Genomic DNA, 20,114 nt, shown 5'->3' on the forward strand with positions numbered 1-20,114 from the left:
CATGGCAAACACCCACCTCATGTCCGGTATTGAAGAAGAACACGCGCGCTTGCGCTCGGAAATCGAACGCATGGGCGAAATGGCCATTGCGCAGCTTGAAGCCGCACTCGATGTCATCGCACGTCGTGACGACCGTGCCGCACAACGCATTGTTGCCAACGACGATGCCATTGATGCGCTCGAGCAACAGGTCAGCGAAGACGTCATGAAGCTCGCCACCGGTGGCCCGCTGGCCTCTGACCTCCGCGCAATTTTGAGCTCGTTACGCATTGCCTCTGATATTGAGCGTGTGGGCGACTATGCCTCGAACCTCGCAAAGCGCGCGATCGCTTTGAATGCCGCGCCTGCCCTGCCCGTGCCGCATGTGGTTGGTCTGGATGCATTGGGACGACTGGCCGTACAGCAATTGCGCAATGTCATGAAAGCCTATTCCGACTTGGATCCGGAGCGTGCCATGAAAGTCCGTGAGGACGACGCCGCCCTTGATATGCAGTACACCGGCATCTTCCGCGAGCTGCTGACCTACATGATGGAAGATCCGCGCAATATCACTTCGTGCACTCACTTGCTCTTCATGGCAAAAAACATCGAGCGCATCGGTGATCACGCCACCAATATTGCTGAAAACATCGTCTATCGCGTGCACGGGCCGCGCGCACTGCCGCGTCGAACCAAGATGGACGACTCCAACACCATGCACGACTGATGCCACCTCTGTGTCGCTGCCTAGCCGGCGACACCGTTAAACTGTCGGCATGGATGCACCGATCGAGTCAAAAACCGCTCCCTTCACCATGGCCAGCCGTTTCCGCGGCTTTCTACCCGTGGTGGTGGATGTCGAAACCGGCGGCTTTGACTGCGGCAAGCACGCACTCTTGGAGATTGCGGCGGTGACGCTGCGGTTCGACGAAAACGGACAGCTGAAACTGCACGATTCTGCGCACGCCCATGTGGTGCCCGCCGAAGGCATGGAGATCGATCCAAAATCTCTAGAAGTGACCGGCATTCAATTGGATCACCCGTTTCGCTTGGCCAAGCAGGAACGCGACGCGCTCGAGCACGTCTTTGCATTGGTCCGTGAAGAGGTGCGGGTTCAAAACTGTCAGCGCGCGATTCTTGTAGGGCACAACGCGCATTTCGATCTGGGATTCGTCAATGCGGCGGTGGCGCGCAGCAAGCACAAGCGCAATCCCTTCCACCCTTTCTCGGTGTTCGATACCGTGACTTTGGCCGGCGTCGGTTTAGGTCAAACCGTGCTCGCTCGGGCTGTGCAATCGATTGGTGTGCAATGGGACAGCAAGGCGGCACATTCTGCGCTCTATGATGCCGAGCGAACCGCAGATGTTTTTTGTGCTTTGGTGAATCGTTGGGGACCGCTAAGCGGCGATCCTCACACCGAAACGCGCTGACGCACCGCTTCGAACAAGGCGATTCCGGCCGCCACTGACACATTCAAGCTTTCCATCTGGCCGGGCATCGGAATCGCGACGATGCCATCGCAATGCTCACGCGTGAGACGGCGCATGCCTTCGCCTTCGCTGCCCATCACCAATGCGACATTCCCTTTGAGGTCGGTGTCGTAGATGCGCGACGTGGCTTCACCATCGATGCCGTAAATCCAAACATTCAGCTGCTGCAGGTCCTTCAAGGCACGCGCGAGATTGGTGACGCGCACCACCGGAATACGATCAGCGGCACCTGCCGACGTTTTACGCACCGTAGCGTTCACCTGGACTGCTTTGTCTTTCGGGATCATCACCGCATGGGCGCCGGCCGCATAGGCACTGCGCAAACAGGCACCCAAGTTGTGTGGATCTTGCACACCATCCAACACCAGAATGAGCGCTTTGCCGTCCGCTTGATCGACGATGTCTTGCAAGGCGTTCTCGTCCAGCACCGGCGCCGCCGCATAGCGCGCTGCCGCGCCCTGGTGACGGGTCACGCCGCCGGCGATGCCCTCCATCGCTTGCTTGCCGACTTTGCGGACTTCGATACCGAGCCTTCTGGCCTGCTGTTCGATCTCTGTCGCACGCGGGTTTTGACTCCCCGCTTCAATCAATACTTCGAGCACATGCGCAGCATCATGCTCGAGCGCTGCCGCCACTGCGTTTAGGCCGACGACCCATTGGGAATCTTTACTCATGTGCGTATTGTGCCTGCTGTGCGCGTTCAGTATTTCTTCTTATTGCGTTTGACCGGCTTGCCGCGCGTGTCTTCCATCGGCGCTGCGCCGCCTTCGGCCAATTTGAAGTCGATCTTGCGGTCTTCCATATTGGCCTTCATCACGATGATGTCGACGCGATCACCCAAGCGGAAGACGCGGCCGCGGCGCTCACCTGTCATGGTTTTGCGAATGGGATCGAAGTGATAGAAATCATTCGGCAACTGGGTCACATGCACCAAGCCATTGACCTTTGACTCATCCAACTCAACAAAGACGCCGAAGTTGGTGACGCCGCTAATCACGCCACTGAACTTTCCACCGACGTGCTTTTCCATCCAGGCAGCGCGATAGCGCTCATCCACTTCACGCTCGGCTTCGTCTGCACGACGTTCGCGTTCGCTGCACTGCAACGTCAGTGCCGCCATTTCACGCGGGGAATACCAATCCTTACCCGCGGATCCGCCATGCAAGATGTGCTTGATCGCGCGGTGTACCAAGAGATCGGGATAGCGACGAATGGGCGACGTAAAGTGCGCGTATTCCGACAGTGCCAAGCCGAAGTGACCGATGTTGTCCGGTGAGTACACGGCCAAACTTTGACTGCGGAGTAGCACCGTTTCGATCAAGGCCGCGTCGGGCCGCTCGCGAATCTTCTCAAGCAAGCGCGTGAAATCGCCCGGTTGGATTTTGCCCCACGGCGGCAAGCTCAGCGAGAACTCTTTCAAGAACTCCAACGTGTCTGCAAACTTCGCTTCAGGCGGCTTGTCGTGAATGCGATAGGGCGCGGGAATGTGATTTCGCTCGAGAAAACGCGCAGCTTCCACGTTTGCCGCAATCATGCACTCCTCAATGAGCTTGTGTGCATCGTTACGTAACAACATGCCCGCCTGCGTCACCTGCCCTGTGTTGTCCAACACAAAGCGCACTTCAGACGATTCGAACTCAATCGCGCCGCGCGACTTACGCGCAGCTGAGAACACTTTGTACAAAGCATGTAGGTTGCGGACTTGCGGCAACAGATCACCGACCGCTGCCAGTGCCTGCAGTTTGTCTTCTTCGCCGATATCCTCACCCAAGGCATTCCACACTTGCGTATAGGTCAAGCGCGCATGGGAGCGCATGACGGCTTCGTGGAAGCTCGATTCAAGCACTTCACCACGTGCGTTGATCTCCATGTCGCACACGAAGCAGAGGCGATCGACTTTGGGATTGAGCGAGCAAATGCCGTTCGATAGGGTCTCGGGCAACATCGGCACGACAAAGCCCGGGAAGTACACACTGGTAGCGCGAAGCTGTGCTTCATCGTCCAAAGGCGTGCCGGGACGGACGTAGTGCGAGACATCTGCAATCGCGACAATCAATCGGAAGCCGCGCGCTGTCGGTTCGCACCACACCGCATCGTCAAAATCTTTTGCGTCTTCGCCATCAATGGTGACCAGCGGTACCGCACGCAAATCCAATCGCTGTGCGGAGACCGACGCCGGCACTTCCAAGGGCACGCTGGCCGCTTCATCCAAGACGGCCTGCGGAAACTCGAAGGGCAAGTTGTGGCCGTGAATGGCCGCTTCGACCACCAATGAGGGCGTCAACTTATCGCCCAACACCGCCACGATCTTGCCGATCGGTGGACGAATGTTGTCGCCGGGACTCGTCATCTCTGCAACAACCAATTGACCGTTGTTTGCAGCGCCGCGCGCATCTTGCGGAATTTGCACATTGCGTTGAATGCGTTTGTCGTCCGGAATCAGATAGCTGATGCCGGATTCAAGTACGAAGCGACCCGTGAGGCGCGCAATTCTGCGCTCGAGCACTTCAACAATCTGTCCTTCTGGCCGTCCGCGACGATCAAGACCCGCAATGCTGACCAATACGCGATCGCCGTGAAGGGCTTTGCGCATTTCGTACGGCGGCAAAAAGATGTCTTCGCGCGATTCATCTGGACGCAAAAATCCGAAGCCTTCCGGGTTCGCAATCAAGGTGCCGGAAATGAGGTCGACCTTGTGTGCGGGGACATAGCCATCGGCACGGTTCAACAACAGTTGTCCATCGCGCACCATGGCAGCCAATCGCTTGCGCAAGACCTCTAGGCGCTCGGGCACCGTCAGTTCGAATTGCGCGGCAATGTCCAGATCTGTTTGCGGTTCACCTGCCTGAGACAGGAACAACAAAATGGCTTCACGGCTCGCGATCGGGTCTGCATAGCGTTCGGCTTCACGGCGCGCCATGGGGTCCATGGCCATTTGCCCGGGTCGATCTGGCAGCCAGCCAGGCAAGTGAGATTTGCGCTTTCCGGCCGGTTTGCCGGGGTGCTTTCCTGCGAAATTTCCGGTCGACTTGCCGGGCGATTTGCCCTTGTTTGTCGCGCTAGGGGTCTTTGACCCAGATTTGAATCCTTTGCCGGAGCCTTTCGTTGTTTTCTTCGTCATCGGCAAATGGTTGCACAGGATGCTTGACGGTGCCGTATTTACCGTAAATAGAGACCCTGCAGAATTGACAGTCTGGCGGCTGCAGTGCAGACTATCCCGCTCACCTGCCCAGGTGGCGGAATTGGTAGACGCACTAGTTTCAGGTACTAGCGCCGCGAGGCGTGGAGGTTCGAGTCCTCTCTTGGGCACCAAGATTCAATCCGAAAAGCCTCGCTTGCAGCGGGGCTTTTCCGTGTCTGCGACCCCAAAAACCACGACGTCGCCGCACTTGACCTGAATCAAGACTGTCCACGAACCCCGGGATGAGAATGGCGGGGACTTAGTGGAGAACAAAAATGTCGACAACCAAGAAACTTTGGCTTGGCTTGGCAGCACTCCTGATTGCAAGCTTCGGGGTGATGCTTTGGCTAGGCAGTGAGCTGTATCGAACGAAACCACCGGTTCCGGAACGGGTCGTCACCCAAGCGGGCCAAGTGCTCTACACCCGAGCCGATATTGATAAAGGCCGTCAAGTTTGGCAAAGCATCGGCGGGCAACAGCTTGGCTCGATCTGGGGCCATGGTGCATTGGTCGCCCCTGACTGGTCTGCCGACTGGATTCACCGCGAGGTCGTTGCCCGCACTGAATTGATGTCGCGTGCGAAAGCCGGCGTGCCGTCGAGTGCATTGACGCCGGAAGAATTGGCCGGTGTCCATGCCGGTATCAAGCGCGAGTTCCGTGCGAACACCTATGACGCCAAGACTGGGGATTTGGTGGTCTCTGACGAACGCGCGCTTGCGATGAGTGCGGTTGCCGCGCACTACATGAGCCTGTTCTCGAATGACCCGGCGACGCATGAGTTGCGTGAAACCTACGCCATGCGCGAAAACACCGTGCCAGATGAATCACATCGTCGCGCACTGACCTCTTTCATTTTCTGGACGGCTTGGGCCGCAAGTACCGATCGTCCTGAAAAGGTCGACGTGACCTACACCAACAACTGGCCGTATGACCCCGCCATCGGCAATGTGCCGACGTCGAGCGCCTTCATGTGGTCGATGTTTTCCATCCTCTTCTTGATTGCCGGTATTGGCCTTCTCACCTGGCACTACGCGGCTTATCACGGCAAGGAAGAAGCACCTGTACCGCCGGCACGCGACCCGATGTTGGATCTCACGATCACACCGTCGATGAAGGCCACGGCTAAGTATTTCTGGATCGTGGTCGCCTTGTTCTTGGTGCAGATCGTGTTGGGTGCCACCACGGCGCACTATCAAGTCGAAGGTCAAGAAGCCTATGGCTTCAAGATTGCCGAATACCTGCCCTACTCGCTCACGCGAAGCTGGCACACGCAACTGGCCGTGTTGTGGATTGCGACCGCGTGGCTCGGTACCGGCCTCTACATTGCGCCTGCAATTTCAGGGCACGAACCGAAGTTCCAACGCTTTGGCGTGAACTTCTTGTTTGTCTGTTTGCTGGTCATTGTGATCGGCGCATTCGGCGGCCAATGGTTTGCCGTCATGCAAAAGATGGGCTTGGACAAGAACTTCTGGTTCGGTCATCAGGGCTGGGAATACGTCGACATCGGCCGTTTCTGGCAGGCCTTCCTGTTCATTGGTTTGTTGCTGTGGCTCTTCCTCGTAGGCCGTGCACTGTGGCCGGCACTCCGTCGCAAAGATGAAATGTCGTCCATCGTCGGGTTGATGTTCCTCTCAACCGTGGCTATCGGCCTGTTCTACGGCGCGGGTTTGATGTGGGGCGAAAAGACGCACATTTCCGTCGTCGAGTATTGGCGCTGGTGGGTCGTCCATCTCTGGGTGGAAGGCTTCTTTGAAGTGTTTGCCGTCGCCGTTCTGAGCTTCTTGTTCGTCAAGCTCGGATTGATTCGCGGAAAGACCGCCACCAACAACGTGTTGTTTGCCACGATCATCTACCTCACGGGCGGTGTGTTGGGCATGTTCCATCACCTCTACTTCGCAGGGACGACAACGGCAGCCGTGGCATTGGGTGCGTCGTTCTCCGCACTTGAAGTGGTGCCGCTCGCGATCATTGGTCTTGAAGCGCACGAAACTTGGCGTCACGGACAATCTGTGCCGTGGATGGCGCGCTATCGCTGGCCGATCATGTTCTTCCTCGCTGTGAGCTTCTGGAACTTGGTGGGTGCAGGCTTGTTCGGCTTCTTGATCAACACGCCGATTGCGCTGTACTACATGCAGGGCTTGAACCTCACCCCGCTCCACGGACACACGGCGTTGTTTGGTGTCTACGGCATGCTCGGTATTGGTTTGATGCTGTTCTGCCTGCGTGGCTTGAAAGGCAATGCGCTATGGCACACCGGCACGTTGAAGGCATCGTTCTGGGCGTTCAATATCGGCTTGACGCTGATGGCCGTACTCACCTTGTTGCCCTTGGGCACACTGCAGCTGCAAGCCGCATTGGATCACGGCTACTGGTATGCACGTTCGGCTGAGTTCATGGGCAAGCCCATTGTTGATGTGCTGGTTTGGATGCGTATGCCGGGCGACATCATCTTCTCGATTGGTGCCGTGCTCTTGGGTTGGTTCGTCCTTCGGCATTGGATCTTGCCGAAGGCGGATCCGTCATTTGACGAAACGACCCCGGCGGATGTCCAACGCACGATTGACCAAAGCCCACTGTGATGAAAACCGACCACACCGCAGCCTCGAAGGATGGCAAGCAGGGCTTCAGTATTGAAGTCCTGTCCAATGCACCGCATCGCTTGCTGTTCTTCGTGGGTGCACTCAATGTGTTGCTCGCAACGGTGTGGTGGTTGAGTTGGCTGGCCAATACACGCTGGCAATTGTTCAACGCGCCGCAGCCACTGGTGTACGCCGGTTGGCTGCACGCCTTGATCATGCAATACCAGCTGTTTCCGCCCTTCTTCTTCGGTTTTCTACTGACTGTTTTCCCGCGTTGGATGGGACTTAAGGACTTTGCCCGCTGGCACTATGTGCCGGTGGGCGTTGGTCTGTTGGGTGGTCAAGTAGCTACGGTCGCAGGTGCGGCGTTTGGCCTGCAGGCATGGGTGCATATCGGCATCTTCATGACCTTGGCAGGCTGGACAACCGGTCTATTCCTGTTAGGGGAAAAATTGTTCGAAGCACGTCGCGAACTGAAACCCACGAACTGGCATGCGTGGTCATGCTTTGCCGGCATGTTGTGCGGTTTATTGGGTTTGTTGTGCGCAGTCGTCTACATGAATTTGGAAGATGCACGCTGGATGGTGGCGAGTATCAAGGTGGGCACGTACGTCCTGTTGGTACCGATCTTTTTCACCGTCGCGCATCGGATGTTTCCGTTCTTTGCAAACAACGTCGTCGCGGGCTATTCGATGTGGCGACCGAACGCGTTGCTGGTCATCCTTTGGATCGCAATGCTGCTGTTGTGCACGCTGAAAATCATGGATGCACATCGCTTCACTTGGTTGGTTGAAATCGCCTTTGCATCTGTCGCGGCATTCGCGCTGGCACGCTGGTGGCCGCGTGGAAAATCGCCGGGCTTGTTGCGTGTCCTGTTCATCGCGCTTGCATGGCTGCCGATTTCGTTTGCATTGATGGGCGCACAAGATGTGTTCGCCCTACTCAATCCCAGTGCAGGCACGCTGGGTCGCGGGCCATTGCATCTGCTGTACATCGGCTGTTTCGGCGGCTTGCTGGTGGCAATGGTCACCCGCGTGACGCAGGGACATTCGGGCCGCATGTTGGAAATGCCGAAGGCCGCGTGGTTTGCATTTGTACTCGTGCAACTGACGGCCGTCTTGCGCCTATTTGGCGAACTATTAAGTGACCCCATGGCGGGTTACGCTTGGGCCGCACTGCTTTGGGTGATCGCCTTCCTGCCTTGGGTCGCCCGCTCCACCCTCATTTACTTGCAGCCACGTCGTGATGGCAAACCCGGCTGAGCAAAGAGACTTCAAATGATTGAGTTTTACCCTGTTATTCGTTCCATCCACATTTTGACCGTCATCTTGAGTGGCAGCTTGTTCGCACTACGTGGTGCTGCTGCTTTGTTCAATCAGAACTGGCCCTATCACACCGGTATGCGCTGGACGAGCTGGGTGATCGATACCACCCTGCTCACCGCAGCGGCGATGTTGTTCAGCATGTTGCCGGGTGCGATGTTTGCGAACGGCTGGCTAACCGTCAAATTGATTCTGGTGGTGGTCTATGTGCTGCTTGGCGTGCTCGCGATGCGCAGAAAGTTCAGCAGACCTACGCGTACCGTCTATTACGTTCTGGCGCTGTGTGTCTTCGGCACCATTGTCAGCATTGCGCGAGCGCATCATCCGTACGGTTGGCTGCTAAAATACTTGGCGTGAATACGCCCTCAAATCCGACGTCGATCGACCGTACTTGGGTCAATCAAGCCATTCGCGCAATCCAGCGCGAATCCGCCCGCTCCGCCGATACACACCTGCTGCATGTGCAATTCAGTGCCTTTCCCGGCATTGATTTCTATTTCAAGGATGAAGCCTCGCACCCCACGGGTAGCTTGAAGCACCGTTTGGCGCGTTCGTTGTTCTTGTACGCACTGTGCAATGGCCGCTTGAAAGAAGGCATGTCGGTGGTGGACGCCTCATCGGGCAGCACCGCGATTTCCGAAGCGTGGTTTGCGCGCATGTTGGGTCTTACATTCACCGCGGTGATGCCTGAAACGACTTCGCCGGGCAAGATTGATGCCATTCGCGCACTCGGCGGCATTTGTGATTTGACCCGCGTAGGCCAATGCACACAAGCGCGCGCACGTGAGATTGCGCAGAACGGCGCCTGTTTCTTGGATCAATTCGGTCTTGCGGAACGCGCAACGGATTGGCGTGGCAACAACAACATCGCCGAATCCATCATCGGTCAGATGGAAAAAGAGAAGCACCCGATTCCACGACACATTGTGTGCGGTGCCGGCACCGGCGGCACGTCGGCCACAATTGGTCGCTACTTGCGCTATCGCATGTTGAACACGGTGCTGACCGTGGCCGAACCCAAAGGTCAGGTCTTCGCAGAAGGGTGGCGCGACAATAATCGTGATGCATCCGTCGACTGCTGGAGCTTGATCGAAGGCATTGGTCGTCAGAAAGTTGAGCCCAGCTTCCAATTCGACGTGATTGACCGCGTCATTGAAGTGGAAGATGCGGACGCCATTGCAGCAATGCTGGTTTTGGAAGGCGTGTTGGGGATTCGCTACGGCGGCTCTTCGGGCACCAATCTCATTGCCTGTATCGAACTCGCACGCGAAATGCGTGCGAACAACGAGCAAGGGAGCATCGTCACCCTGCTGTGCGATCGCGGCATTCGCTATCGCGAAACGCTCTACGACGCTGAGTGGCGTTCTCAGCGCAATATTGAAGTCGACGCACGCATGCGCACGATTCGTGACGAACTAGGCAGCCACTGCTGACCCTGTGTGAGTCGGGCTTAGGCCCGTGCAAACACCAAGGCGGCATTCGTGCCGCCGAAGCCAAAACTGTTTGACAGCACTGTGTTCACCGCGCGATCTGCACGTGATTGCAGGATATTGAAGCCTTCGCAGTCGGGATCCAATTGTTCGATATTGGCGGAGGCTGCCAAGAAGTCGTTCTGCATCATCAGAATGGAATAGATCGCTTCATGCACACTCGCCGCACCGAGTGAATGACCACTCAAAGCTTTTGTCGACGAAATCGCAGGCATGTTGTCGCCAAAGACTTCTCGAACCGCCTTCAATTCGGTGATATCGCCCAAAGGTGTCGACGTGCCATGGGTATTGACGTAGTCAATCTCGCGACCGATTCCTTCAATGGCCATGCGCATGCATCGCACGGCACCTTCGCCTGACGGCGCGACCATATCCATGCCGTCGCTGGTCACGCCGTAGCCAATCAACTCAGCATGGATTTTGGCGCCACGTTTCTTCGCATGCTCGTAGTCTTCGAGCACCAACATGCCGCCACCGCTGCCGATGACAAAACCATCGCGCGATGCGTCATAAGGACGCGATGCGGTTTGCGGTGTGTCGTTGAAGTGCGTGGACAGCGCGCCCATCGCATCGAACTGACAGGTCATGCCCCAGTGCAATTCTTCGCCACCGCCGGCAAACACAATGTCTTGTGCACCGTGTCGAATCAAATCTGCCGCTGCACCAATGCAATGCGCAGATGTTGCACACGCTGCAGACAAGGAATAGCTGACGCCGCGAATACCAAAGCTAGTGGCCAACGCGGCCGACACCGTGCTGCACATCGTGCGCGGCACCATATAGGGGCCGACCTTGCGCACGCCGCGCTCGCGCATCAAATCGCCTGTGGCGATCTGCCACTCAGCCGATGCACCACCCGACCCTGCAATCACACCAATGCGTGGATTGCCTGAGACGACATCCTCAAGACCTGCGTCCGTCATGGCGTTCTTCATGGCAACCGCCGCGAAAGCCGCGGCATCGCCCATGAAGCGTTTTTGCTTGCGATCGATCAATGCATCCAAATCAATCGTGCAGACACCTGCGATCTGCGATCGCATGCCCATCTCTGCGTACTCGGCAATATGCGCAATACCCGCTCGGCTATCGCGCAAAGACGCTGTGACTGTCGCCGCATCATTGCCAAGCGGCGACACAATTCCCATACCTGTGACGACCACGCGACGCATCAAAACGCCTCCGTCTCTTGGAACAAGCCCACGCGCAAATTGCTTGCTGTGTAAATCTCTTTGCCATCGACAAAGGTTTCACCGTCGGCAATCACCAGACGCAGCTTGCCGCGCATCACGCGACGAATGTGGATGTTGTAAGACACCGTCTTCGACGACGGCAGCACTTGACCGGCGAACTTCACTTCGCCCACGCCCAAAGCGCGACCGCGACCCGGTTCGCCCAGCCACGGCAAATAGAACCCTGCGAGTTGCCACATGGCATCAACGCCCAAGCAGCCAGGCATGACGGGATCATCGACAAAATGGCATTTGAAGAACCAAAGATCGGGATTGATATCAAGCTCGGCGCGCAACACGCCTTTGCCGTGATGGCCGCCGGTTTCACTGATTTCAGTGATACGGTCAAACATCAACATGGGGGGCGCGGGCAATTTCGCGTTGCCAGGGCCGAAAAGTTCGCCACGGGCACACGCCAGTAGTTGTTCTTTGTCCAATGAACTCGGTCGCACGCATGCAGCCTGTCGGAGAAGTAGACTGACTAGTGTAGGCGGCAGATATGACCATTCGCGCCTGTACGCGAGGGATTTAACGGGAGATTAGCCAACTTGATTCATGTCAAGATGAACGGGGAAAGAAAGGCAAATAATTCACTTCAGAACATTTGGGTTCTAAGAGGAAGACCATGAAAAGTACCGTTTTAAGCTTCATGATTGCCGCCAGCTTGCTATTCGCAGGCTGTGATAAGACCGATAAAAATGCAGATGCCCAAGGGCAAACGCAGCCAAAGCCAGGTGATGGCGGCTCGGCACACGGCGACTTCGGCCCGCCACAAGGCCCGCCGATCCATGCGGTACTCACGTCTCCCCCTCTTGTGCCACCAGCGACCGGCCGCAACAAGCCGGCGAAGGTCATTGTCGACCTGATCGTGCAAGAAAAAGAAATGGAAATCTCTGAAGGCGTGACCTACACCTTCTGGACCTTCGGTGGCACCGTGCCAGGCAGCTTCATTCGCGTTCGCCAAGGCGACACGGTTGAAATGCGCCTGCACAACATGCCCGACTCGAAGATGCCGCACAACATCGACCTTCACGGCGTGACCGGTCCGGGCGGTGGTGCTTCGTCCTCGTTTACGGCGCCTGGCCACACCACGCAATTCACGTTCAAGGCCTTGAACGCGGGCATCTATGTGTACCACTGCGCGACCGCGCCGGTCGGCATGCACATTGCCAACGGGATGTACGGCTTGATCTTGGTTGAACCGCCGGAGGGCTTGCCGAAGGTCGACAAGGAGTACTACGTGATGCAGGGCGACTTCTATACGGTCGGCAAGTATCACGACAAGGGTCACCAAGGCTTCGACATGGAAAAAGCCATTGCCGAGCAACCGAGCTATGTGTTGTTCAACGGTCGCGAAGGTTCGTTGACCAATGAAAAAGCCTTGAAGGCCAAGGTTGGCGAAAACGTTCGCCTGTATGTCGGCAACGGTGGCCCGAACTTGGTGTCGAGCTTCCACGTCATCGGTGAAATCTTCGACAAGGTCTATCCGGAAGGCGCACGCAACCCGAACGAAAATATCCAAACCACGCTGATTCCGGCGGGTGGTGCATCGATGATGGATTTCCACGTCGAAGTGCCGGGTAGCTACGTGATGGTCGATCACTCGATCTTCCGTGCATTCAACAAGGGCGCGCTGGCCATCCTGAAAGTGGACGGTCCGGAAAACAAATCGATCTATTCCGGCAAGGAAGTCGACGAAATGTATATCGGCGACAAGGCAGGCAGCGGCCCCATCACGGCCATCGGCACGGCAGCTGCGACCGCGGCTGCAACGGGCGCGGCAACCAAGGAAGAACGCATTGCCGCAGGCAAGGTGCTCTTCGCCGGTACGTGTTCAACCTGTCACCAAGCCAATGGTGAAGGCATGCCGGGTGTGTTCCCGCCGCTCGCCAAGTCGGATTACATCGCCAAGAATCCCAAGATTGTGGCTGAAGTGATCTTGCACGGTAAGGTCGGTCCGATCACGGTCAACGGCAAGGACTACAACTCCAACATGCCGCCGATGAATCAGCTCACGGACGATGAAGTGGCCAATATCAGTACCTTTGTGCTGAACAGCTGGGGCAACCCGGGTGGCCAAATCACGCGCGAAGATGCTGCCAAGGCACGTGCCGCGAAACCGGCGGATGCGAGTAGCGGTCACTGATCGTGAATAAATGGCTCGCCATCGCTTTGCTGACACTCCCCGTCGTAAGTACGGGGAGTGTCTCGCCGAAGTACGTGGCAATTCCCGGTGGTAGTTTTCGCTCTGCGTTGAAGTATGAAGATGCAGCGCGTATCAAAATTGCACCTTTCAAGCTGATGCGCGTGCCGGTGACGAATGCTGACTTTTTGGCCTTCGTCAAAGCCAATCCAAAATGGCAGCGCGGCAAAGTGCCTACGGTCTTTGCGGAAAAACGGTATCTGAGTTCCTGGGCCGCACCCACCGTGTTGGGGTCCAAAGTTCAACCCGATCAACCCGTCGTCAATGTCAGCTGGTTCGCAGCCGATGCGTACTGCAAAGCGCAAGGCGCACGTCTACCTGATTGGAGCGAGTGGGAATGGGTGGCCGCTGCCGATGAAACGCGAACGGATGCACGCAAAGATCCGGTGTGGCGTGAACGCATTTTGCGTTGGTATTCGCGTCCTTCCAACACCACATTAATGCGTGTGGGTTTGCAAACACCCAACGCCTATGGCGTCTCCGACATGCACGGTTTGGTGTGGGAATGGACCGGTGATTTCTCCTCGTTGTTGGTCGATGCCGACAATCGCAAGCAAGGTGATGCCGACAATTCGAAATTCTGCGGTGCAGGTGCACTGTCAATGAATGACCGCGATAACTACGCAGTATTGATGCGCATTGCCATGCTTTCTTCTTTGAAAGCGTCCGACGTGACATCCAACCTTGGATTCCGTTGTGCGCAGTGAGATGACACACATGTTCAAACTGACGAATGTCTTTCTGTGTTTGACGCTAGCAGCGGCAACATTAAGCCTGCCTGCGAAAGCACAATCCAACAAACCCTTGCCCAGCGATTCCGTCTATCAATTGGATGCGAAATTCATTGACGAATCCGGTAAGCGTTCAACCTTTCCGCAGATGCGCGGCTATGTCCGTGTCGTCGGTATGTTCTATACCTCTTGCAAGTTCATTTGCCCTTTGATTGTGGACAGTGGCCTTGCCATTGATAAGCAACTGAGTGCCGACGAGAAGGTGCGCCTGGGCATCACCTTGATCAGCATGGATGACGAGCGCGATACGCCGCCAAAGCTGATGGCGGTGGCCAAGCAACGCCGACTTGACCTGACGCGCTGGAACTTGGTGACACCGGCGAAAGAAGACGTCGCCGCTGTTGCGGGTGTGCTGGGCATCAAATACCGCAAGCTCAGTGATGGCGAGTTCAACCACACCAGCGCTTTGATCCTGCTGGACCGCGACGGCCGCGAGCTCGCACGTACCGAGCAAATGGGCAGCGTGCCCGACCCTGCCTTCATACAAGCCATCCACGCGGCGTTGAAGCAGCGTTAACGGGTAAAATCGGGTTTTCGACCCGAGTTACCCAACGCATGACCGATCTACCCGCGCGCCCCAGCTTTCACGGTCATGAGCAGATTCTGCTGCGTGAATATGCCGAACGCGCCTACCTTGATTACTCGATGTACGTGGTGCTGGACCGCGCCCTGCCCTTTGTTGGCGACGGTCTGAAACCGGTTCAACGCCGCATCATCTACGCCATGAGTGAGCTGGGTTTGTCGGCCACTTCGAAACATAAGAAGTCGGCCAGAACGGTAGGCGACGTGATTGGTAAATTCCATCCGCACGGTGACATCGCGTGCTACGAAGCCTTGGTGCTGATGGCGCAACCGTTTTCGTACCGCTATCCCTTGATTGATGGTCAAGGCAACTTCGGCTCGAGCGAAGATCCGAAATCCTTTGCCGCCATGCGCTATACCGAATCCAAGCTCACGCCGATCGCGGAAGTGCTGCTTGCGGAACTTGGCCAGGGCACGGTGGATTGGGATCCGAACTTTGACGGCACATTGGAAGAACCGTCTTGGCTACCCGCGCGCTTACCGCATGTGCTGTTGAACGGCACGACGGGGATTGCCGTCGGTATGGCGACCGACATCCCGCCGCACAATCTCAATGAAATTGTCAGCGCGTGTTTGATCTTGCTCGATGATCCTGACGCGACGCTCGATACCTTGTGCGAACACGTCCGTGGTCCTGACTACCCGACCACTGCGGAAATCATTACGTCGACGGCTGATCTGAAGCAGATTTATGCCACCGGAAACGGAGGCGTGCGTGCACGCGCCACCTTCGTCAAAGAAGGCAATCACATTGTTGTGAACAGCCTGCCCTACCAAGTGTCACCATCCAAAGTCATCGAACAGATCGCCACGCAAATGCGGGCGAAGAAGTTGCCGTGGTTGGAGGACATCCGCGACGAATCCGATCATGAGAATCCCGTTCGAATTACCTTGATTCCGCGCAGCAATCGAATTGATGCCGATCAGTTGATGGGGCATTTGTTTGCCACCACCGATTTGGAAAAGAGCTTCCGCGTCAACTTGAACGTGATTGGCTTGGATGGCAAGCCGCGCGTCAAGAACTTGAAGACGATGCTGTCCGAATGGTTGGTGTTCCGCCAAGACACCGTGACCCGTCGCTTGAGCTACCGACTTGAGCGCGTCGAGCGTCGTCTGCATTTATTGGACGGCCTGTTGGTGGCCTTCCTCAACCTCGACGAAGTGATTCATATCATTCGTACTGAGGACGAACCCAAAGCCGCCTTAATCGCGCGCTTCGAACTGAGTGAGGATCAAGCGGACTACATTCTTGATACGCGCTTGAAGCAATTGGCGCGCTTGGAAGAAATGAAGATTCGCGGCGAGCAAGATGAGCTGGATGCCGAGCGCGACCGTTTGATGGCGATTCTGGGCAGCAAAGCAAAGCTCAAGAAACTGATCAAAGACGAATTGTTGGCAGACGCCAAAAAGTTCGGCGATGCACGCAAGTCGCCCATCGTTTCACGCGGTGCCGCACAAGCCCTGGCAGAAACCGAACTCGTCGCAAGTGAACCTGTCACCGTTATTTTGAGTGAGAAGGGTTGGGTGCGAGCGGCGAAGGGACATGACATTGATGCTTCGACGATTGCGTATCGGGACGGCGACGCGTTGCTTGTAGCGGTGCGTACGCGAAGCAACCTCAATGTTGCGTTTATGGATTCGAATGGGCGCGCCTATTCGACCTCTGCGCATACGCTGCCCTCAGCCCGCGGCAACGGCGAGCCACTGACCGGTCGATTCTCGCCGGCGGCAGGGGCACGGTTCTCGGCTATTGCCAGTGCAGAGAACGACGTCAAGCTCATCTTGGCTTCCGACCAAGGACATGGCTTCGTCACTCGATTTGAGAATCTGGTCGGCCGCCAAAAAGCCGGTAAAGCCATGCTTTCATTGCCTGCCGGTGCCAATACGCTGCAGCCCGCGCTGCTCACAAACCACGCCGATGAGCGCTTGGTCGTCGTGACCAGCGCGGGGCATTTGTTGGCCTTCCCGGTTTCCGAGCTGCCTGAGCTCGACAAGGGCAAAGGCAACAAGATGATTGAGATTCCTAAGGCCAAGCGCGGTACAGAGCATGTGGTTGCCGTGGCAGCCATTGCACCTGGCAACACTTTGATGGTCCACTCCGGCGCACGCACGATGAGTTTGTCCTTCAAGGATCTCGATGCCTATGTGGGCGCACGGGCGAGCCGCGGTGGTTTGCTACCGCGTGGCTGGCAAAAGGTGGATCGCCTCTCTCGCGAATGAGAACTTACACGCGGGATTAACAGACATATGCCGCCGACAAAGTCGGCGGTAACCGCATGTTAAGATTGATGTTCCCCCGCACACCAAGGGCCGACTGTATGTCGAACCTGCCGAAAAACTTGACTAAAAACGAAGCATCCGGCTGCATCATGGCTCGGATCATGCGCAACAAAGAACAGTACGCGCGCAATTTCTCCTTGGTCGAGTACGGTTCTTGGAAGAAAGCCGAGAAGGCAGCCGCAGAGTGGCTGGCCAAGATAAAGAAGACCCTGCCGCCGCCGATCACATCGCACGGCGTCAAGACCTCACGCAACAGTTCCGGTGTCGTAGGCGTCTCTTTGAAGGCCGCACCGCTGGCCAGTGGCGCAATGAACTACGCGTGGCACGCGTTCTGGCCTGGTAACGCAAATGGCACTCGATGGGCGGTTGAAAAGTTCGGCGACGACAACGCATTCTGTCTCGCGGTCATTTCACGCCAACGCGAATCCGCAGACCGCAAAGCCGTTGAACGCGAGTTCAAACGTATTCAAGGTAAGCCGGTGTACAAGGCGATTCTCAAGCAGAAGATGATTGCGGTTGTTTGATTTGAGAACTGCCACTGCGTAGATTTCAGACGCTTTGAAATGGTCGCTCAATCTGCCGCCGACCATTTTGTGTGTGGCATCGATGCCCATCGCGACATCCATAATGGTGTTATCACCCTGAAATAGTTGCAATAACCGAACCCAGCAAAGAGCCAATAGCTACAAGCGCAATTCCGAGGCAATGACGAGCGACTATCGTTTGCCGCCCAGAGAGAAAAACCGTCTTCGCCTTTCTCAATTCGACTCCATCATTCTCGTCAATGATTTTAGCTGGTCGAAACAAGTAGTTGAACTTCATTGCCGGCGAAAAGTTAAACTCAAATTGATTCCCTTCCTTCAGTGCCGCAGCCTTAACCGCCATGATTTGCCGCTGAAAATACGCCATGTTTTTTAGTACGTACAGCAATCCTGGTGCCGCCCCGAGAAAGAATCCCCATGCGCCTGCGCTCATCTATCTATCTCCTCTAGATTCTTTAAGGACATTTCCTGCAACAATGCCCTCCGTTCGTCGACATATCCTCACGCGTCCCAGCTTCCAACGTCAATGCGGTTCTCCCATGCAGGAAGCATCTACGTTTCGAAGCACACAAACGCTCTTTTGCCATGCCGACAAACGATCAGGGCAAGTCAAGCAGTTGATCTTGAGATGTGCACACTCTTGACCGCTCGGCCCGAAGGATCCGCACTCGCCGCGAATGCTGCATCCCATGCCAACGCTGCAGGCGATGAACATGCAATCGACTTGCCACCGGGCACCGTGGCTGCGCACGCGGCAGATGGAAAGACTTGTTCGAAGAGTGATCGGTAGAGATAAGCCTCTTTGCTGGCGGGCGTGTTCAACGGGAATCGAACGGCCGCGGTCACGAATTGCATATCGCTGACGACGGATTCGGCGTGCGCCTTCAAGCCATCGATCCAGCCATAGCCGACGCCGTCACTGAACTGTTCCTTTTGACGCCATAGGATTTCATCCGGCAGGACCCCTTTGAATGCCTCGCGCAGAATGTGCTTTTCGATGCGTCTGCCACCGACCATTTTGTGTGTGGCATCGATGCCCATCGCTACATCCATAAAAGCGGGATCCAGGAACGGTACACGCGGTTCAACGCCCCAAGCCATCATGGATTTGTTGGCACGCAGGCAATCGAACTGGTGCAGCGCATCCAACTTACGAACCAATTCCTCGTGGAAGCTTTGCGCGTCCGGTGCCTTGTGGAAATAAAGGTAGCCGCCGAACAGTTCATCGCTGCCCTCGCCCGACAGCACCATCTTCACACCCATGGATTTAATCCGACGTGCTAACAGAAACATCGGCGTTGAGGCACGCACCGTGGTGACGTCAAAGGTCTCGATGTGACGTATCACATCGGGCAATGCATCCAAACCTTCTTCCAAGGTGAAGGTGAAACCGTGGTGCACGGAATCGATCGCGCGCGCAGCGACTTCGGCCGCTGCAAGATCGGGGGAACCTTCAAGTCCGATCGCAAAGGAGTGCACGCGCGGCCACCATGCCTCACTGGCGTCACCGTCGTCTACGCGCTTCCGTGCGAATCGTGCCGCGCACGCGGCAATGATCGAAGAGTCAAGGCCGCCGGACAGCAAGACGCCATAAGGCACGTCGCCCATCAATTGACGATGTACCGCGGATTCCAAGGCTTCACGAATCTCTTCGGGTGTCGCGTCTTGTCCAGCGACGTCCGCATGGGTTCGCCATGTCGGTGCATACCATGCAGTGAGTTCGCCGGTTTGCGTATCGAACACATGACCGGGCGGAAATTGACTGACATCCGCGCACATGCGGGCGATGGCTTTCATTTCAGACGCAACCCATAGGCGACCATCCACATCGTGTCCCCAGTACAAGGGGCAGATGCCCATGTGGTCACGCGAGATCAGCGCACGCTTTCGTGCCGCATCCCACAACACGAATGCAAACATGCCGTTTAAGCGTTTCAACCAATCGGACGGGTCCCCCTCTGGCTCACGCGCATAGAGGGCGTTGATCACTTCGCAATCTGATCCCGTTTGAAACGCATAGGTCGACGCAAGGGGGGCGCGGAATTTCATGTGGTTGTAGATCTCTCCGTTCACGGCGAGTGCAAGCTGTCCGTCTTTTGAACGCAAAGGCTGCGCGCCACCTGCCGGATCGACGATGGACAGGCGCTCATGCACCAACAGCGCATTCGGATGTTCATACACACCACTCCAGTCCGGACCACGGTGCCGCTGCATGGCGGATAAGGCGATCGCTGACGGCCTCAAGATGGAGACATCTGCGCGTTCACGCAGGTCGATGACGGAAAGGATGGAACACATGTCGAACTCCAATTGGGTAAATCGTGGGCAATAAAAAAGCCCGCTTTTTCAAGCGGGCTTCGGATAGGCGTTTGTCGAATTTCGTGCGCTAACCGTCGTCCCGCTGTTGGCAGGCATTATTGTTATTGCGATTGACGGTGGTGGCGGA

The 20,114-nt window shown here is 56.4% G+C and carries 17 protein-coding genes and 1 tRNA gene; 12 read left to right on the forward strand and 6 right to left on the reverse strand.

Features of this window, described 5'->3' with window-relative positions:
* Position 1: 1 nt before the first annotated feature.
* The gene (gene phoU / locus G7069_RS00135; protein WP_166293245.1) at positions 2 to 706 is read left to right on the forward strand and encodes a phosphate signaling complex protein PhoU; all 705 of its coding nucleotides are present in this window, start codon (positions 2 to 4) and stop codon (positions 704 to 706) included.
* Positions 707 to 755: 49 nt separating this feature from the next.
* Positions 756 to 1,409, forward strand: coding sequence for a ribonuclease T (gene rnt / locus G7069_RS00140; RefSeq protein ID WP_166293246.1), 654 nt, complete (start codon positions 756 to 758; stop codon positions 1,407 to 1,409).
* Here the strand turns inward: rnt and rlmB are convergent.
* Complete coding sequence (gene rlmB, locus G7069_RS00145) at positions 1,391 to 2,143, reverse strand: 23S rRNA (guanosine(2251)-2'-O)-methyltransferase RlmB (RefSeq protein ID WP_166293247.1); 753 nt, start codon at positions 2,141 to 2,143, stop codon at positions 1,391 to 1,393. The genes rnt and rlmB overlap by 19 nt on opposite strands.
* Positions 2,144 to 2,169: 26 nt before the next feature.
* Complete coding sequence (gene rnr, locus G7069_RS00150; RefSeq protein ID WP_166293248.1) at positions 2,170 to 4,590, reverse strand: ribonuclease R; 2,421 nt, start codon at positions 4,588 to 4,590, stop codon at positions 2,170 to 2,172.
* Positions 4,591 to 4,696: 106 nt separating this feature from the next.
* Here rnr and G7069_RS00155 point away from each other — a divergent pair.
* The 5 genes from G7069_RS00155 to G7069_RS00175 all read left to right on the forward strand — a co-directional run bounded on the left by G7069_RS00155 (position 4,697) and on the right by G7069_RS00175 (position 9,984).
* Positions 4,697 to 4,781 (forward strand) — tRNA-Leu (locus tag G7069_RS00155).
* 144 nt (positions 4,782 to 4,925) lie between these two features.
* Positions 4,926 to 7,229 (forward strand): nitric-oxide reductase large subunit, encoded by a 2,304-nt coding sequence (locus G7069_RS00160; protein WP_166293249.1) that lies wholly within the window; start codon positions 4,926 to 4,928, stop codon positions 7,227 to 7,229.
* Complete coding sequence (locus G7069_RS00165; protein ID WP_166293250.1) at positions 7,229 to 8,491, forward strand: NnrS family protein; 1,263 nt, start codon at positions 7,229 to 7,231, stop codon at positions 8,489 to 8,491. Before G7069_RS00160 ends, G7069_RS00165 begins: the two co-directional genes overlap by 1 nt.
* 15 nt (positions 8,492 to 8,506) lie before the next feature.
* Positions 8,507 to 8,908, forward strand: coding sequence for a SirB2 family protein (locus G7069_RS00170; protein ID WP_166293251.1), 402 nt, complete (start codon positions 8,507 to 8,509; stop codon positions 8,906 to 8,908).
* The gene (locus G7069_RS00175) at positions 8,905 to 9,984 is read left to right on the forward strand and encodes a PLP-dependent cysteine synthase family protein (protein ID WP_240912589.1); all 1,080 of its coding nucleotides are present in this window, start codon (positions 8,905 to 8,907) and stop codon (positions 9,982 to 9,984) included. Before G7069_RS00170 ends, G7069_RS00175 begins: the two co-directional genes overlap by 4 nt.
* Positions 9,985 to 10,001: 17 nt before the next feature.
* Here G7069_RS00175 and fabB read toward each other — a convergent pair whose 3' ends face one another.
* Both fabB and fabA read right to left on the reverse strand, forming a co-directional pair.
* A complete protein-coding gene (gene fabB / locus G7069_RS00180; RefSeq protein ID WP_166293252.1) occupies positions 10,002 to 11,210 on the reverse strand; it encodes a beta-ketoacyl-ACP synthase I in 1,209 nt (402 codons plus the stop codon).
* Positions 11,210 to 11,722 (reverse strand): 3-hydroxyacyl-[acyl-carrier-protein] dehydratase FabA, encoded by a 513-nt coding sequence (gene fabA / locus G7069_RS00185; protein WP_166293253.1) that lies wholly within the window; start codon positions 11,720 to 11,722, stop codon positions 11,210 to 11,212. The genes fabB and fabA overlap by 1 nt, the downstream gene beginning before the upstream one ends.
* A gap of 173 nt (positions 11,723 to 11,895) precedes the next feature.
* Between fabA and nirK the strand changes: the two genes are divergently transcribed.
* The 5 genes from nirK to G7069_RS00210 all read left to right on the forward strand — a co-directional run bounded on the left by nirK (position 11,896) and on the right by G7069_RS00210 (position 17,650).
* The gene (gene nirK / locus G7069_RS00190) at positions 11,896 to 13,416 is read left to right on the forward strand and encodes a copper-containing nitrite reductase (RefSeq protein ID WP_240912590.1); all 1,521 of its coding nucleotides are present in this window, start codon (positions 11,896 to 11,898) and stop codon (positions 13,414 to 13,416) included.
* 2 nt (positions 13,417 to 13,418) lie between these two features.
* Entirely contained in the window at positions 13,419 to 14,180 is a 762-nt protein-coding gene (locus tag G7069_RS00195; RefSeq protein WP_166293254.1) for a formylglycine-generating enzyme family protein, read from the forward strand.
* A gap of 10 nt (positions 14,181 to 14,190) precedes the next feature.
* Complete coding sequence (locus G7069_RS00200; protein ID WP_166293255.1) at positions 14,191 to 14,781, forward strand: SCO family protein; 591 nt, start codon at positions 14,191 to 14,193, stop codon at positions 14,779 to 14,781.
* Between the two features lie 38 nt (positions 14,782 to 14,819).
* Positions 14,820 to 17,066 (forward strand): DNA topoisomerase IV subunit A, encoded by a 2,247-nt coding sequence (gene parC, locus G7069_RS00205; protein ID WP_166293256.1) that lies wholly within the window; start codon positions 14,820 to 14,822, stop codon positions 17,064 to 17,066.
* A gap of 161 nt (positions 17,067 to 17,227) precedes the next feature.
* Positions 17,228 to 17,650, forward strand: a complete 423-nt coding sequence (locus tag G7069_RS00210) for a hypothetical protein (RefSeq protein WP_205758725.1) — start codon at positions 17,228 to 17,230, stop codon at positions 17,648 to 17,650.
* A 112-nt stretch (positions 17,651 to 17,762) separates the two neighbouring features.
* On the opposite strand, the gene G7069_RS00215 is transcribed toward G7069_RS00210, so the two are convergent.
* A complete protein-coding gene (locus G7069_RS00215; RefSeq protein ID WP_166293258.1) occupies positions 17,763 to 18,101 on the reverse strand; it encodes a hypothetical protein in 339 nt (112 codons plus the stop codon).
* A gap of 176 nt (positions 18,102 to 18,277) precedes the next feature.
* Positions 18,278 to 19,966, reverse strand: coding sequence for an asparagine synthase B (asnB, locus tag G7069_RS00220; RefSeq protein WP_166293259.1), 1,689 nt, complete (start codon positions 19,964 to 19,966; stop codon positions 18,278 to 18,280).
* Positions 19,967 to 20,114 lie beyond the last annotated feature (148 nt).

Origin of the sequence: Lysobacter sp. HDW10, from assembly GCF_011300685.1 — a bacterium.
GTDB lineage: Bacteria > Pseudomonadota > Gammaproteobacteria > Xanthomonadales > Xanthomonadaceae > Solilutibacter.

Excerpts from the sequence above, each read along its gene's own strand:
- phoU (WP_166293245.1), top strand. The coding sequence starts at position 2 with ATGGCAAACACCCACCTCATGTCCGGTATTGAAGAAGAACACGCGCGC.
- rnt (WP_166293246.1), top strand. The coding sequence starts at position 756 with ATGGATGCACCGATCGAGTCAAAAACCGCTCCCTTCACCATGGCCAGC.
- rlmB (WP_166293247.1), bottom strand. The coding sequence starts at position 2,143 with ATGAGTAAAGATTCCCAATGGGTCGTCGGCCTAAACGCAGTGGCGGCA.
- rnr (WP_166293248.1), bottom strand. The coding sequence starts at position 4,590 with ATGACGAAGAAAACAACGAAAGGCTCCGGCAAAGGATTCAAATCTGGG.
- G7069_RS00160 (WP_166293249.1), top strand. The coding sequence starts at position 4,926 with ATGTCGACAACCAAGAAACTTTGGCTTGGCTTGGCAGCACTCCTGATT.
- G7069_RS00165 (WP_166293250.1), top strand. The coding sequence starts at position 7,229 with ATGAAAACCGACCACACCGCAGCCTCGAAGGATGGCAAGCAGGGCTTC.
- G7069_RS00170 (WP_166293251.1), top strand. The coding sequence starts at position 8,507 with ATGATTGAGTTTTACCCTGTTATTCGTTCCATCCACATTTTGACCGTC.
- fabB (WP_166293252.1), bottom strand. The coding sequence starts at position 11,210 with ATGCGTCGCGTGGTCGTCACAGGTATGGGAATTGTGTCGCCGCTTGGC.
- nirK (WP_240912590.1), top strand. The coding sequence starts at position 11,896 with ATGAAAAGTACCGTTTTAAGCTTCATGATTGCCGCCAGCTTGCTATTC.
- G7069_RS00200 (WP_166293255.1), top strand. The coding sequence starts at position 14,191 with ATGTTCAAACTGACGAATGTCTTTCTGTGTTTGACGCTAGCAGCGGCA.
- parC (WP_166293256.1), top strand. The coding sequence starts at position 14,820 with ATGACCGATCTACCCGCGCGCCCCAGCTTTCACGGTCATGAGCAGATT.
- G7069_RS00210 (WP_205758725.1), top strand. The coding sequence starts at position 17,228 with ATGCGCAACAAAGAACAGTACGCGCGCAATTTCTCCTTGGTCGAGTAC.
- G7069_RS00215 (WP_166293258.1), bottom strand. The coding sequence starts at position 18,101 with ATGAGCGCAGGCGCATGGGGATTCTTTCTCGGGGCGGCACCAGGATTG.
- asnB (WP_166293259.1), bottom strand. The coding sequence starts at position 19,966 with ATGTGTTCCATCCTTTCCGTCATCGACCTGCGTGAACGCGCAGATGTC.